Annotated in this window: 10 protein-coding genes; 7 read left to right on the forward strand and 3 right to left on the reverse strand. The window is 38.8% G+C overall.

The annotated features are described in order from the left end of the window. Position 1 precedes the first annotated feature (1 nt). From CUB63_RS16625 to CUB63_RS16650, 6 genes are all read left to right on the forward strand, one after another. The gene (locus CUB63_RS16625; protein ID WP_109848542.1) at positions 2-3,763 is read left to right on the forward strand and encodes a nitrate reductase subunit alpha; all 3,762 of its coding nucleotides are present in this window, start codon (positions 2-4) and stop codon (positions 3,761-3,763) included. Further along, the gene (gene narH, locus CUB63_RS16630) at positions 3,763-5,316 is read left to right on the forward strand and encodes a nitrate reductase subunit beta (protein WP_075672934.1); all 1,554 of its coding nucleotides are present in this window, start codon (positions 3,763-3,765) and stop codon (positions 5,314-5,316) included. The genes CUB63_RS16625 and narH overlap by 1 nt, the downstream gene beginning before the upstream one ends. Then, the gene (gene narJ, locus CUB63_RS16635; RefSeq protein ID WP_167426098.1) at positions 5,316-6,041 is read left to right on the forward strand and encodes a nitrate reductase molybdenum cofactor assembly chaperone; all 726 of its coding nucleotides are present in this window, start codon (positions 5,316-5,318) and stop codon (positions 6,039-6,041) included. Before narH ends, narJ begins: the two co-directional genes overlap by 1 nt. Continuing rightward, positions 6,038-6,715, forward strand: a complete 678-nt coding sequence (narI, locus tag CUB63_RS16640) for a respiratory nitrate reductase subunit gamma (RefSeq protein ID WP_006535456.1) — start codon at positions 6,038-6,040, stop codon at positions 6,713-6,715. Before narJ ends, narI begins: the two co-directional genes overlap by 4 nt. A gap of 377 nt (positions 6,716-7,092) precedes the next feature. Beyond that, on the forward strand, positions 7,093-7,716 hold the full coding sequence (gene ycaC, locus CUB63_RS16645) for an isochorismate family cysteine hydrolase YcaC (RefSeq protein WP_072063835.1): 624 nt from the start codon (positions 7,093-7,095) through the stop codon (positions 7,714-7,716). Positions 7,717-7,838: 122 nt separating this feature from the next. Next, on the forward strand, positions 7,839-9,035 hold the full coding sequence (locus CUB63_RS16650) for a lactate oxidase (RefSeq protein ID WP_109848543.1): 1,197 nt from the start codon (positions 7,839-7,841) through the stop codon (positions 9,033-9,035). 83 nt (positions 9,036-9,118) lie between these two features. Here CUB63_RS16650 and eptB read toward each other — a convergent pair whose 3' ends face one another. Beyond that, positions 9,119-10,810, reverse strand: a complete 1,692-nt coding sequence (gene eptB / locus CUB63_RS16655; protein ID WP_109848544.1) for a kdo(2)-lipid A phosphoethanolamine 7''-transferase — start codon at positions 10,808-10,810, stop codon at positions 9,119-9,121. A 528-nt stretch (positions 10,811-11,338) separates the two neighbouring features. Here eptB and fdhF point away from each other — a divergent pair. Then, positions 11,339-13,483, forward strand: coding sequence for a formate dehydrogenase subunit alpha (gene fdhF / locus CUB63_RS16660; RefSeq protein ID WP_109848545.1), 2,145 nt, complete (start codon positions 11,339-11,341; stop codon positions 13,481-13,483). Between the two features lie 259 nt (positions 13,484-13,742). Here the strand turns inward: fdhF and CUB63_RS16665 are convergent, their stop codons facing one another. Then, positions 13,743-14,630 (reverse strand): 2OG-Fe dioxygenase family protein, encoded by an 888-nt coding sequence (locus CUB63_RS16665; protein ID WP_109848546.1) that lies wholly within the window; start codon positions 14,628-14,630, stop codon positions 13,743-13,745. A gap of 169 nt (positions 14,631-14,799) precedes the next feature. Beyond that, a complete protein-coding gene (locus CUB63_RS16670) occupies positions 14,800-16,413 on the reverse strand; it encodes a sigma 54-interacting transcriptional regulator (RefSeq protein WP_072063829.1) in 1,614 nt (537 codons plus the stop codon). Positions 16,414-16,638 lie beyond the last annotated feature (225 nt).

Raw genomic sequence — 16,638 nt, forward strand, 5'->3', positions numbered from 1 at the left:
GATGAGTAAGTTTCTCGATAGATTCCGCTATTTTAAACAGCTTGGCGATACCTTTTCAAAGGATCATGGCCAAGAATTAAATGTTAATCGTGACTGGGAAGATGGTTATCGTAGTCGCTGGCAACATGACAAAATTGTCCGTTCCACTCATGGTGTTAACTGTACAGGCTCTTGTAGCTGGAAAATTTATGTCAAAAATGGGTTAGTCACATGGGAAACCCAACAAACGGACTATCCGCGTACACGTCCTGATTTACCCGATCATGAGCCTCGTGGTTGTCCTCGTGGTGCAAGCTATTCATGGTATTTATATAGTGCGAACCGCGTTAAATACCCAATGGTACGTAAACGCCTAATTAAATTATGGCGTGAAGCGAAAGCACAACACAGTGATCCTGTCGATGCTTGGGCTTCTATTATTAGCTCGCCAGAAAAAACCAAAAGCTATAAACAAGCTCGTGGTCGTGGTGGTTTTGTTCGTTCTTCATGGTCTGAAGTGAATGAAATTATTGCTGCTTCTAACGTATTTACAGCTAAAGAATATGGTCCTGATCGTATTATCGGTTTCTCACCAATTCCAGCAATGTCGATGGTGTCATACGCTGCGGGTGCGCGCTATTTATCTCTTATTGGCGGGGCATGTTTAAGTTTTTACGATTGGTATTGCGACTTACCACCAGCATCACCCATGACATGGGGTGAGCAAACAGACGTTCCTGAATCGGCGGACTGGTATAACTCTTCTTACCTGATTGCATGGGGCTCTAACGTACCGCAAACACGTACTCCAGATGCCCACTTCTTTACCGAAGTGCGCTACAAAGGGACTAAAACTGTTGCGGTTACACCTGATTATGCTGAAATTGCTAAACTGTGTGACCAATGGTTAAATCCAAAACAAGGTACTGATAGCGCAATGGCAATGGCGATGGGACACGTTATTCTTAACGAATTCCACGTTAAACGCCAAACTGAATACTTTAGTAACTATGTGCGCACTTACACTGACATGCCAATGTTAGTGATGTTAGATAAACATGATTCTGGCAATTTAGTTGCGGGTCGTATGTTACGAGCTTCTGATTTAGTGAACAATCTCGATCAGGAGAAAAACCCAGAGTGGAAAACCATTGCTATTGATGAGAAAACACAGCAATTGGTTGCCCCTCAAGGTTCGATGGGCTTTCGTTGGGAAGGCGCAGCTAAATGGAATCTTGAGCCTAAAGACGGTAAGAGTGGTGAAGAAGTCACTTTACAATTAGGGCTTTTAGAGAACCACGATGATGTTGTAGATGTGGCATTTCCTTACTTTGGTGGCATCAAGAGTGAATACTTTGAAGGTGTTGCTCTTGATGATGTTCTCGTTCATAAACTGCCTGCTAAGCGTATTACACTTGCGAATGGTGAAGAAAAATACGTTACAACCGTCTATGACTTGCTATTAGCAAACTACGGTATTGAGCGTGGCTTAAATGATGAAAACTGCGCATCAAATTACGATGAAATCAAAGCATATTCACCTGCATGGGCAGAGAAAGTGACGGGGGTAAGCCGTCAAAATATCACCCGTATTGCACGTGAATTTGCAGATAATGCAGAAAAAACACATGGTCGTTCTATGGTGATTGTGGGGGCAGGTATTAACCACTGGTATCACATGGATATGACCTATCGTGGCATTATTAATATGCTGATTTTCTGTGGTTGTATTGGTCAAAGTGGTGGTGGCTGGGCACATTATGTTGGACAAGAAAAATTGCGTCCACAAACCGGTTGGTTGCCGTTAGCCTTTGGTCTTGACTGGCAGCGCCCACCTCGTCATATGAATAGCACGTCATTTTTCTATAATCACTCAAGTCAGTGGCGTTATGAAACCGTATCACCGACAGAGTTATTATCACCATTGGCGGATAAATCACGCTTTAGTGGTAGTTTGGTCGATATGAACGTGCGTTCAGAACGTATGGGATGGTTACCATCGGCACCTCAATTAAACTTAAACCCGCTGTCTATTGCGAAAAAAGCCCAAGAGGCAGGCGTTAGTGCCACTGATTACACCGTTAATGCATTGAAATCAGGTGAAATCCGTTTTGCTTCAGAGCAACCTGATAATCCACAAAACTTCCCACGTAATTTATTTATCTGGCGCTCTAACTTATTAGGTTCAGCGGGTAAAGGACATGAGTATTTACTGAAATACTTGCTGGGAACCGAAAACGGATTACAAGGTAAAGATTTAGGCGAGCAAGGCCAAGTTAAGCCACAAGAAGTGGAATGGCAAGATAAAGGCGGTGAAGGTAAAGTTGATTTAGTGGTAACTTTAGACTTCCGTATGTCAAGTACCTGTCTTTTCTCAGATATCGTTTTACCAACCGCAACATGGTATGAAAAAGACGATATGAATACTTCGGATATGCATCCGTTTATTCACCCATTAACGGCAGCTGTTGATCCTGCTTGGGAGTCTAAAACAGACTGGGAAATCTATAAAGGTATCGCTAAAACCTTCTCTAAATTGTGCGTGGGTCATTTAGGGGTTGAAACCGATTTAGTGACATTACCTATTCAGCATGACTCTGCCGCTGAAATGGCACAGCCTTTCGATGTGAAAGATTGGAAAAAAGGCGAATGTGACCTTATTCCGGGTAAAACCGCACCACATCTTATTCCTGTTGAGCGTGATTATCCAAATACTTATGCTCGCTTTACCTCACTTGGCCCGCTGATGGATAAATTGGGTAATGGCGGTAAAGGGATCAGTTGGAATACACAAACAGAAGTCGATTTCCTGAAAAAACTCAATCGTGTCCGTCATGACGGTGTGGCAAAAGGGCGTCCAGCGATTGAAACAGCAATTGATGCAGCCGAAGTTATCCTCTCTTTAGCCCCTGAAACTAACGGTCAAGTAGCGGTAAAAGCGTGGGATGCATTAAGTAAAGTGACAGGACGCGATCACACTCACTTAGCCAAAGTGAAAGAAGACGAGAAAATTCGTTTCCGCGATATCGTTGCTCAGCCTCGTAAGATTATCTCAAGCCCAACATGGTCTGGCCTTGAAGATGAACATGTCTCTTATAACGCCTGTTATACCAACGTTCACGAGATGATCCCTTGGCGTACTTTAAGTGGTCGTCAGCAGTTGTATCAAGATCACGAGTGGATGCGTGCTTACGGTGAAAGCTTAGTGGTTTACCGTCCACCTATTGATACTAAAGCGATTGATGCGGTTAAAGGTAAAAAACCAAATGGTTTTCCTGAGAAAGCATTGAACTTCCTGACTCCTCACCAAAAATGGGGAATTCACTCAACCTATAGCGATAACTTATTGATGTTAACGCTCGGTCGTGGTGGACCTGTGGTTTGGCTGAGTGAAGATGATGCCAAAGAGATGGGAATTAGCGATAACGATTGGGTTGAAGCATACAACAGTAATGGCGCGCTAACTGCGAGAGCGATTGTTAGCCAACGTATTCCTGATGGCATGATTTATATGTATCACGCACAAGAGCGTCAAATAAACCTACCAGGATCAGAAATGACAGGCATGCGTGGTGGTATTCACAACTCTGTGACGCGTGTTTGCCCTAAACCAACCCATATGATTGGTGGATACGCTCAGTTAGCTTATAGCTTTAACTACTACGGCACTGTTGGCTCTAACCGTGATGAGTTTGTTGTGGTGCGTAAAATGAAACAGATTGATTGGCTTGATGGTGAAGGTGATGCTTATCAACAGACCCTGAATGGACAGGAGAAGGCATAATGAAAATTCGTTCACAAGTCGGTATGGTACTCAACCTCGACAAATGTATCGGTTGCCATACCTGTTCAGTAACCTGTAAAAATGTTTGGACCAGTCGCGAAGGTGTTGAATACGCTTGGTTCAATAACGTTGAAACAAAACCAGGCACAGGGTATCCACAAAATTGGGAAGACCAAGAAAAGTGGAAAGGTGGATGGATAAAAAATATCAAAGGTAAATTAGTACCAAGAATGGGCAACCGTGTTGGTCTATTATCTAAAATTTTTGCCAATCCCGATGTCCCAGCATTGGATGATTACTATGAGCCGTTTGATTATGACTATGAGCATTTAAAAAATGCACCAGAAGGCTCATTACCGACAGCACGTCCTCGTTCGTTGATCACAGGTCAGCGCATGACCAAGATCGAAAAAGGTCCAAACTGGGAAGACGATTTAGGCGGTGAATTTAGTAAACGTGCTGCGGACAAAAACTTCGCTAATATGCAAAAAGAGATGTATGGGCAGTTTGAAAATACATTCATGATGTATTTGCCACGTTTATGTGAACACTGCTTAAATCCAGCTTGTGTTGCGACATGCCCAAGTGGTGCAATTTATAAACGTGCTGAAGATGGCATTGTGCTTATCGACCAAGATAAGTGTCGTGGATGGCGCATGTGTTTAACGGGGTGCCCATACAAAAAAATCTATTTCAACTGGAAAAGTGGTAAGTCAGAAAAATGTATTTTCTGTTATCCACGTATTGAAGCGGGTCAGCCAACACTGTGTTCAGAAACTTGTGTAGGGCGTATTCGTTATCTGGGGGTAATGCTGTATGACGCAGATAAAATCTCACAAGCTGCCAGTGCAGATAATGAAAAAGATTTATACCAAAGCCAGTTAGATATCTTCTTAGATCCCTTCGATCCTGAAGTGATTGCAGCTGCAGAAGAGCAGGGTATTCCGTTAAGTGTAATTGATGCCGCACAGCGTTCGCCTGTGTACAAAATGGCAGTAGATTGGAAGCTGGCATTACCACTGCACCCAGAATATCGCACTTTACCAATGGTTTGGTATGTACCACCTTTGTCACCGATTCAATCTGCTGCTGATGCAGGTGTGTTACCACATACAGGCGTTCTGCCCGATGTAGAAAGCTTACGTATTCCCGTTCAGTATTTAGCAAACTTACTGACAGCTGGTGATACGGCACCAGTGTTATTAGCATTAAAACGTATGCTAGCGATGCGTCATTACAAACGTGCTGAAACAGTAGAAGGAAAAACGGATTTAAGTGCGTTAGAGCAAGTCGGTTTGACTGAAGCGCAAGCACAAGAGATGTATCGTTATCTTGCTATTGCCAATTATGAAGATCGCTTTGTTATTCCATCAAGTCATCGAGAACTTGCGAGAGAAGCTTTCCCAGAACGTAATGGTTGTGGTTTTAGCTTTGGTGATGGTTGCCATGGTAGTGATAGTAAATTTAATTTGTTTAATAGTCATCGGATTGATGCGATTGATATCACTTCAAGAACACCACAGGATGAACGTCGTTCAGAGGAGAAAATATGATGATCTCTCTGAAAGTTATTTCTCATCTTTTAGATTATCCCACACAAGAATTATGGGATAACCGTGGCGAGCTTATTGACGCATTACAGGAGGCCGATGAGCTTCCTGTGACTCAAGTTGCGAAATTAATGGCGTTTATTCACGCCTTAACGCAACAAGAGTTGTTAGATGCACAAGCCAATTACAGCGAGCTTTTTGATCGAGGTAGAGCGAGATCACTATTGTTATTTGAACATGTTCATGGTGAGTCTCGCGATCGTGGTCAGGCAATGGTTGATCTGTTAAATCAATATCAACAAGCGGGGATCACATTAAGCAGCCGTGAACTCCCTGACTATTTGCCGACTTACCTTGAGTATTTAACACTTTTACCTGCCACCGAGTGTATTGAAGGGCTAAACAACATTGCGCCTATTTTGGCTCTGCTAGGTGAGCGTTTAAAACAACGAGGCAGTGATTATCACGCTCTCTTTGATGTGTTGCTTTGTCTTTCACAAAGTGAGTTAGACGCTTCACAACTTGCGGCTCAAGTAGCAAAAGAGCCTTTAGATGATACACCTGCCGCGTTAGATGCGGTGTGGGAAGAAGAACAAGTGACGTTTCTTGGAGAAGGTACGCAATGTGGTGGTAACAAAATCAGCCAACATCAGCGTCGTTTTGCACAAGAGACGGCAGTTCAATATCTCAACGTGGGAAATTCGTTGGATACGGGAGTACAAAAATGAATTACATCAATACGTTATTTTTTGATATCTATCCCTATATTGCTGGTGCCGTTTTTATTATCGGTAGTTGGTTACGCTATGATTATGGTCAATACACTTGGCGTGCAGGCTCTAGCCAGATGCTAGACAAGAAAAATATGCGATTGGCTTCTAACTTATTCCACATTGGGATCATTGGTATTTTTGCTGGTCATTTTCTGGGGATGTTAACGCCACATTGGATGTATGAATCTTTTCTGCCAATTGAATATAAGCAAATTATGGCGATGGTGGGTGGCGGTACTTGTGGTGTATTAATGTTGGTTGGGGGCGTGATGTTATTAAAACGCCGTTTAACCAACCCACGGGTAAGAGCCACATCTTCATTTGGTGACATCATGATCTTAACGCTTCTGGTTATTCAAGTTGCGTTAGGTCTGCTGACTATTCCATTCTCGGCCCAACATATGGATGGTAGCGAAATGATGAAGCTGGTGGCTTGGGCGCAATCTATCGTGACCTTCCACGGCGGTGCTTCGGCTCATCTTGAAGGTGTCGCATTCGTATTTAAATTGCACATTTTTTTAGGCATGACGATTTTCTTATTGTTCCCATTCTGTCGATTAGTTCATATTTGGAGCGTACCCGTTGAGTACTTAACGCGTCGCTATCAAATTGTGCGTAATCGTCATTAATGAATACCCATCTCCTGATAGTAAGTTTGAGACCTTTTAATTGCGCTTATCTCACCCCCGCCCGCGGGGGTTTTTTTATCTTTTTTTCCAGATCTAAAACATCAACAAAAATTTTGAATGGTTAAAGCAATAATCTTTAGATTCATTTAAGAATGGTTGCACTTATAATTATTTTCAACGAAACGAATAAATTTATATAAACAAATAAACAGTTAATTAAATATCGTGATATTTAATTATATTTAAAGTTTACAATCGATTATTTATTATTAATAAATACATTAAGATGTAATTTTAAAAGGATCTGAGTATTGTCATATAAATTTGGTGCTATGATTTAATTGAGTCTTACCTCTATTATACTATCGGAGATTATTATGAGCTTTAAATATCATCGTATTGATAAAGATAATGCCGCTGTTCTGTTGGTAGACCATCAAGCAGGATTACTCTCTTTAGTCAGAGATATCGAGCCAGATAAATTCAATAATAATGTATTAGCGCTAGCCAATGCCGCTAAATACTTTAATTTACCTACCATTTTAACCACCTCATTTGAAGATGGCCCTAATGGCCCTCTAATGCCTCAACTTGTTGAAATGTTCCCAGATGCCCCTTATATCGCCCGCCCTGGACAAATTAATGCATGGGATAATGAAGACTTTGTCAAAGCAGTTAAAGCGACAGGCAAAAAACAACTGATTATTGCAGGTGTTGTGACTGAGGTTTGTGTCGCATTCCCTGCATTATCAGCACTTGAAGAAGGTTTTGAAGTGTTTGTTGTAACCGATGCTTCAGGGACTTTCAATGCTATTGCTCGTGACTCTGCGTGGGATAGAATGTCAAAAGCAGGGGCGCAATTAATTAACTGGTTTGGTTTAGCTTGTGAGTTACACCGTGATTGGCGTAATGATGTTGAAGGATTAGGCACACTGTTTGCTAACCATATTCCAGACTATCGTAATCTTATGACAAGCTATAATACTTTAACAAAAAAGTAAGCGGTTAATTTAAGTTTTATCCAAAAATAGGGCTTATATTATTTTTTGAAAAATATAATTTAATTAAAATTTAAATTTATTAAATTATAGATATAAGCCCTTAATTAACAACCGGATCGAAAATGAAAAGCAAAATATTAAAAACAACCGCTATTGCGATGGCATTAAGTGTGGGTGTTGCACAAGCGGCTGAATATAAAGCAAGTACTGCTGAAGGCCCAATAAAAATAGTCAACCTAAAAGCCATGGAAGCACAAGTTCAAGCTAATATGGAAAAAGGCGCTTTTGGTTATATTCGAGGTGGTGCAGAAGACGAAAATAATTTACGTTCAAATACGACTGCATTTGATAAAAAATATATTATGCCTCGGTCATTACAAGGCATCGAATTTTCTGACTTAAATTTAAAAACAGAATTTTTAGGTATTAAATTAGATACGCCTATCATTCAGGCACCGATGGCAGCTCAAGGGCTTGCTCATCAACAAGGCGAAGTCGCCACAGCAAAAGGTATGGCAAAAGCAGGTTCTATTTTTTCATTAAGTACTTATGGTAATAAAACCATTAAAGAAGTGGCAGATGCTCAACCGGGTTATCCTTTCTTCTTTCAATTGTATATGAGTAAAAATGATGCCTTTAACGAGTATATTTTATCTCAAGCAAAACAGTATGGCGCTAAAGGTATTATTATGACTATCGACTCTTCGGTTGGTGGTTATCGTGAAGATGACGTGAAAAATAATTTCCAATTCCCATTAGGCTTTGCCAACTTAGAAGCATTCGCAAAAATTAGCGATGATAAATCTAAGACAGGTAAAGGTGCGGGTATTAGCGAAATTTATGCACAAGCTAAACAAGCCTTCACACCAGCAGATATTCAATATGTGAAGAAAATGTCTGGTTTACCAGTGATTGTAAAAGGTATCGAATCACCTGAAGATGCAGATACTGCCATTAAAGCTGGCGCAGATGCGATTTGGGTGTCTAACCATGGTGGTCGTCAATTAGATAGTGCTCCAGCAACCATTGATGTATTACCTGCGATTGCTAAAGTGGTGAATAAACGTGTACCTATTGTTTTCGATAGTGGCGTACGTCGTGGCTCTCATGTTTTTAAAGCATTAGCGAGTGGTGCAGATGTTGTGGCTGTTGGTCGCCCGATCCTTTATGGATTAAATTTAGGGGGAGCTGAAGGTGTAAATTCAGTTATCCAACATTTAAATAAAGAATTAAAAATTAATATGATGTTAGGTGGCGCAAAAACAGTAAAAGATATTCAGGCAACACATCTTTATACTGATGCTAGCTTTAATCAATAATTAGCTTATTTATTAAGTTAAGAAGAATAAAAACCCCACGCTTAAGTTGAGTGTGGGGTTTTGTCTAATGGCTCATTAAAGATTTATTTTTCAGTTGATGGTGTCTCACCAAAACAGAGATTATTTTGATTATTAATGCCACCATCGGGAGATGAATAACCTAAACAACCCAACATTGAATCAAAAATATTGTGATGATAGAACGTGCGCTCCGCAACTTGATTGCGTTTTAGGTTATCAAATAACTGCTTGTTTTCAGGCTCTGCTAAATAGCTATCCGACATCCAAACTAAGAAAGGCACTTTAAATTGTTCTGGTGGTGCGATTTCTTTTGGTGTGCCGTGTAAGCCACCTTTTTCTGAAATAGACTCACCGTGATCGGAGGTATAAAACACAATGGCTTTTTTATCGCGTAATGTGTCGAGTATGCCATCAATAAAATGATCGGTATAAAGAATAGAGTTGTCATAAGCATTCACTAATTGCTCTTTAGTACACTCATCATCCACATTTAAACATTCAGGTTGATATTTTTTGAATGATTCTGGGTAACGTTGAGAATACATGAAGTGAGAGCCTTTAGTGTGTAAAATCACTAAATGATTTCCTTTTGGACGCTGAGAAACCGCATTCGCCGTTTCAGCAATTAATAAAGTATCATCAAGCTCTTTACCAAAGTTGCTGTTTTTGGCGGTCATCATCTCTTTCATCGCATAATTATCTAAATCAAGCTTATTGTAAAACCACAATTCACTTTGCATTGAAAAGAGTTCTGATGTCATACCTAGCTGTTTCAGAACTGAGAAAATATTGTTCTCTTTTAATGTTCGCTGATCGTTACTTTCTGTTCCGTTTTCTCGCACAAACATACATTTTAATGAAAGCTTGGTTGCGGTATCACAAGAAATACCTTTAAAGGCGACAAGATTTTTTTCTTGGCTTAATAGAGGATTGGTTTGACGCTCATATCCTAATAATCCCATATGATCCCATCTTGCTGTTTCACCAATAATAAAGACAACATACACATCCTCATTAGCCTTTGATGGTTGGTATGTGAAATGATCAGCGGGATCAAAAATATTTTGGTTATTAAACGTATCGTCATACTGCGTTATTGCATATTGGAATAATGGAATGATCCAGTTTGTGGGCAAGTATGCATAACTTAAGCCCCCACTGTAGCTTGGTAAATCTAAGTTATTTTTGATTTCGTAGGCTTTCTGTTTTGAATCTAAGGTCTTTAGATGAGCAAATACAGCGACGGCAATCACAAGCATTTTAGCTGTGTTTTTTATCCAGATTTTTTTCTTCTGCTCTGTAGTGAGATTTTTTTCTGGTTTTTTACATAGCCAAATAAGTGCTAATGGTAAAATAGATAAGCCAACAATCCAAATAATGACATTAGGACTAACCAGCTCTTTAGATAAATCGGTATCTGTAGTGAGTGTTGAAATGATAATACCGTAACCAATGACAACATCGTAAAACGAAATATAGTAGCTAGCACAAACGCTGACGATAAGAATAAAAGAAGCGACTATTTTAAAAAAAAGGGAACCAAAAAAGGAAAGAAAACGCAGTAAAAAGAAGGTAAAGGCAATATTAACGACAACTTCACCTAGAATATATAATGCATCAATGAGGGGGTTATTTGTATTCTGTGTGCCGTATCGGCCAATGTAAACGGAAATATTTAGAAAAAAACCAAGATAGATAGCTAAAAAAAGGACAATATTTTCTTTCGAAAACCTTAAAAACTTTAATTTTTGCATGTTCAGTTATTATCAATGTATAGGGTGTAGAGGTCTTTAAGACCACGAAGTTGTTTTCAGGTTCAGTATTATGTTCTTTTTTTTATTGAAGTTTAAAAATTTTTTATTTGAATTACATTAATATCAAAATTATTAGTTTTGAATAGTTCTAGTAAATAGGCGTATTGATAGCGATATTAGAAAGTTGTCATCATTATATATGGCAAGATCCGGATAGAGGCAGATAAGAACGTGTATTTGCACAATCGCTATTTTCGCTAAATAAAGAACGTTCCTTCGCTATAACGTCTTATGTATAACGTGTTTTTATAGGTATCTTAATCGACATAAATATCGTCATTAGTGTCGAACATCGCTTGCTAATTTAATCTTTATTATTTTCTTACTGATTTTTTGATTTTATTTTTCTTTATTTTTCATTGTATTGCAGAAATATAAAAAAGCGCGCTTCTTTGGCACACTCTCTGCATAGATAGAGGAGAGAATCGGGTAATAACCTGAAAGTTGATGAACACAGGAGCAATGTTGATGAAAAAAGTCATCACGGTCTGTCCGTATTGCGCCTCAGGATGCAAAATCTACCTGAAGGTGGAAAACGGTAAAATCATTGGCGCTGAAGGAGCCAATGGTTTAACAAACCAAGGTGAGCTGTGTCTGAAAGGGTATTATGGATGGGATTTTATCCATGATACTAAGATACTGACTCCACGTCTTAAAACACCAATGATCCGTCGTGAAAGAGGCGGAAAATTAGAAGCGGTTTCTTGGGAAGAAGCGATTGAGTTTGCAAGTAGCAAGCTTCTTGCTATCAAAGAGAAATACGGCGCTAAATCTATTATGACAACCGGTTCATCACGAGGCCCGGGTAACGAAGCTAACTTCGTTATGCAGAAATTTGCTCGTGCGGTTATCGGAAATAATAATATAGACTGCTGTGCTCGTGTCTGACACGGCCCTTCGGTTGCAGGTCTGCAGCGTTCGGTCGGTAATGGTGCTATGAGCAACTCAATCGTTGAGATTGAGGATACCAAATGTCTATTTGTCTTCGGCTATAACGCCGCAGACTCGCATCCTATTGTTGCTCGCCGTATTGTTAAGGCGAAAGAAAAGGGTGCCAAAATTATTGTATGTGACCCTCGTTACATCGAAACAGCACGCTTAGCTGATTTACATTTAGGCTTGAAAAATGGCTCTAACATTGCGTTATTAAATGCGATTGCGCATGTGATTATTGAGGAAGGATTACATGATAAATCCTTTATCGAAAATCATACTGAGCAATTTGAAGAATATTGTAAGTTAGTTGAAAGCTATACACCTGAATCAGTTGAAGAAATAACAGGCTTAAGTGCGCAAATTATTCGTGAAGCTGCGCGTATGTACGCAAAAGCAGAAACAGCAACAATTCTTTGGGGGATGGGTGTGACTCAATTCTACCAAGGTGTTGAAACTGTTCGTTCACTGACTAGTTTGGCGTTATTAACTGGTAACTTAGGTAAAAAATATGTCGGGGTTGGCCCTGTTCGTGGTCAAAATAACGTACAAGGTGCGTGTGATATGGGAGCATTACCTAACACACTACCAGGTTATCAATACGTTACTGACGAAAAAGCGCGTGAGAAATTTGCTAAATTCTGGGGCATTGAATCTATGCCTGATGAAGTAGGCTATGCGTTGAGTGAAGTTCCTCATAATATCGATCATGGCTTATTAAAAGCGCACTATATAATGGGTGAAGATCCACTGCAAACAGAGCCAGATTTAGCAACCATCCGTAGAACTTTTGAAAAGCTGGATCTACTGATAGTACAAGATATCTTTATGACCAAAACGGCGTCTATTGCTGACGTTATTTTCCCTGCAACATCATGGGGCGAGCATGAAGGTGTTTATACTGCAGCAGACCGTGGTTTCCAACGTTTCTATAAAGCGGTTGAACCTGTTGGTGATGTGAAAACAGACTGGCAAATTATCAGTCTGATGGCAACTGCAATGGGTTATCCAATGCATTACAACAATACCAAAGAAATTTGGGATGAGTTGCGTGAGTTATGCCCAATTTATTACGGTGCGACTTACGAAAAAATGGCGGACTTGGCTTATATTCAATGGCCTTGCCCAACAGAGGATAGCCCAGGTACACAATATCTGTACGAAGGCGGTAACTTTGATACCCCTAACGGTAAAGGTCAATTCTTTACTTGTGATTGGGCGCCACCCATTGACAAACTTTCTGATGAATTCCCAATGGTACTGGCAACAGTCCGTGAAGTTGGGCACTACTCTTGTCGTTCAATGACAGGTAACTGTAAAGCATTGGCGGCATTAGCTGATGAGCCGGGCTATGTTCAGTTAAACACTGAAGATGCCAAACAACTAGGAATTAAAGATCAAGAGCTAGTTTGGATACGCTCCCGTCAAGGTAAAGTGATTACGCGCGCTGCAGTCAGTGATAGACAGAATAAAGGCGCGGTATATATGACTTACCAGTGGTGGATTGGTGCTTGTAACGAACTCGTTGCAGAAAACTTAAGCCCAATTACTAAAACCCCTGAGTATAAGTATTGTGCAGTATGTGTTGAGCCAATCAAGGAGCAGGCTCAGGCAGAACACTATGTGAAAACGGAGTACAGCAATATTAAACGTCGTTTAAGAGAAGCCGCCGAGGGCTAATCTGACCTAATTAGTATTGTTTTTCTGCCTTAAGACCGAGTTTATTGACTTGATGTTAATAAACTCGGTTTTTTTATGGTTTTTTATTACTGTCGGCGTTTTTCCTCTTCTGCTTATCGTCAAAAAATCACTTAATTTTTGTTTGAATATTCACTATACGTTGGCTCGCAATAAAAAAGTGATATGTTACTTTTAATATAATCCTTTTCTAAATCAAGTGGATAAATTGCTTTTTAATTTATGCAATAATAATTTATGACTAAGCAACTGACTGATTTAAATAAAGCGTTAAGGGTAAATCAGGGTGTGCATTCATTGAGTCGAATTTATGTGATGGGTGAGCATCAACGGTGGGATAACGAGATAATAAAACCATAAAATCTTGGTAAGCCTGATTTTTATTATCATGAGTGAAAATAGGTGTACCGCTATGATTTAATTCATTATCTGCAATTAATAGAACATCAAGATATTGCGCATTATTGTGTTCATAAAGTACATTTTCAGGGTTAATTTTTTGCCAAGGTGTTCCTATAGCTTCTTGTGGTGAATGGACACGTAAAGCACCAGTATTATCTTTTACATTATGCTTATTCATCATAACAATCATGGTGTGGTCAACGCCATCCTTATGCACACCTTCAATTGAAAGTTCACTTAAAGAGTCTGGTTGAGCAATTAATCTTAAATGAAAAACAGTCGATATTGATTTTGGCGATTGTTGATCTGTTAAGTGACGAGGGGTAAATGTATTTCCTTGAATTAATAGCATTTTTAATTTTAACAAGGCTTGATAGGCCGTATTGCTCTGCCAGCGATCATCCAGCGCTCTAAAATGCCTTTGTGCACCACTGTCTTCACGAATAAATCCATCTTCTTCGGTGAGAACAAAAGGTTGATACTCTAGTCTGGAGATGGTTTCGATATCATTATCAAAAAGGTAGCGTCCTGTTCGAGTATGGCGAAATGAAAGAGTTGGATCTTGCGCCAAATAGTCGCCATATTCCATTAATGTATTAATATCTTTTTCTTTAGCACCTAATTGTTTTATTAAATCAATGACAATATTTTGGGGAATAAAAACATATTTATTATTTTTGTACTCTTTTTTTATTTCACTAATTTTATCTATAAGCAGGCTATTCATATATAATATGCTCCATTGATTGTTTATATTATTAATAATTAATTAGAGGATTATCTAATGAAATACGATCAATTAAATTATAGATAGAGACTAATAAGTTTCAAATAAATGAAATAAAAGAGTGTAATAAATTAATTACACTCTAATTAAATAAGTAATTATTTCAGAATTAAAGTATCTCTGGAATTGAAATACCTAAGCGTTGCATTCGTGATAATAACGTTGTTCTTTTTAATCCTAATTTTAAAGCGGCACCTCTAGCACCAGCAACTACACCGTTGGTTTCTCTTAACGCTTGAATGATCCTTTCTCTCTCCTCATCATCACTTTCTGGCGCATTAGTTTGCATACGCTTTTCAATAGATGAAGGTTGAGATAGCACCTGTTTTAAACGAGAGGGCTTATTAATGTGAAGCTCTTTTAACTGAAGATTTAATGTTGAACCTCGGGTTAAAATAACCGCACGCTCAATAATATTTTCAAGTTCACGGACATTACCCGGCCATGGATAAAGTGTTAATTGTTCCAATGCGTTAGCGGGAATACAATCTATTTTTCTATCCATTCTTCGCGCAATTTTTTGCGTAAAATGTTTTGCTAAAAGCGGAATATCTTCAGGTCGCTCTCTTAATGGCGGAATAATAATAGGAAAAACATTAAGACGATAATAAAGATCTTCTCTAAACTCACCTTCATCAGTTAATTCATGAAGATCTTTATTCGTGGCTGCAATCAGCCTAACATCAACAGGAATAACTTTATTACCACCCAGTCTTTCTATTTCTCGCTCTTGAAGAACACGCAGCAGTTTGGGTTGTAATTCAATGGGCATATCACCAATTTCATCTAGAAATAGTGTACTTTTATCCGCCATTTCAAATCGGCCAATATGTGTATTCGTTGCACCAGTGAATGCACCTTTATCGTGACCAAAGAGATCGCTTTCTAAAAGGCCAGAAGGTACGGCTGCGCAGTTCATTTTTATCATAGTCTTACTTTTTCGCTGACTTAGACGATGGATAGCGCGTGCAATTAGTTCTTTACCCGTCCCTGTTTCACCCAATATAAGAACGGTACTATCACTTTGTGCCACTAATTCAATTTGTTCGAGAACATTATGCATAGCATCGCTTTGATAAATAATCTCACTAAAACCTGCATTATTATCTATCTGTTCATTAAGCCAAATATTCTCATTCTTTAAACTATCTTTTAAATGCGTTATTTCTTCATAAGCGGCCGCATTTTCAATGGCAATACCAATACGAGCCGCAATTTGTTGAAGCAATTGGCAAGTATCGTTAGTAAAAACACTTCCTATTTCATGTGCTAAAATTAATAAACCGAGAGGTTTATGATTAAAAGCCAGTGGCAATAACAAAGCCGTCTGCATATTTTGCTTAATTAGACGCTTAATCAAAACATCTTCCTGATCTTCTTTATTAATATCAATTAAGACAGGTTTATTCTGATTAATAATTTCTTCGGCTTTGTTATTCGCGCTACTGAATTTACGTTGTTGGCGAATAACAGATTTTCCAGTCTGATAACGACTAGAATAAAGAATACCTTCACTATTATTTTGTGATGAGGTACGGCATAACATAAGACTAATATGGTTTAGTCCAAAAAAACGATGTATTTCTTTAGAGACTTCAGAAATAAGACCATCCATGTCTAGATGAGCTAATACAGAATTTGTGATATCAACCAAAATTCGATATTGGTTGCGCTCATTACGAAGGCTCTCCATAGTTTCAGCATTGTTACTGCTTAATTTCATGACACCACCGATTGCCCTAAAAAATTAGCTATATTGTAGTAGGTTTAGAATAAATTTATATCAATGACTGAATCATTTTTGATCCAACCCGCTATTTTTGTATATGTAATGAAACTTAAGAATATAAACGCATTAAATCATTATATAATTTAATATATAGCGATTTATTTTATCGTCAAATTTGTCGAATAATTTGACGAAGTGACTTATCTATTAATCAATAAT

Origin of the sequence: Proteus penneri (assembly GCF_003144535.1) — a bacterium.
GTDB lineage: Bacteria > Pseudomonadota > Gammaproteobacteria > Enterobacterales > Enterobacteriaceae > Proteus > Proteus penneri.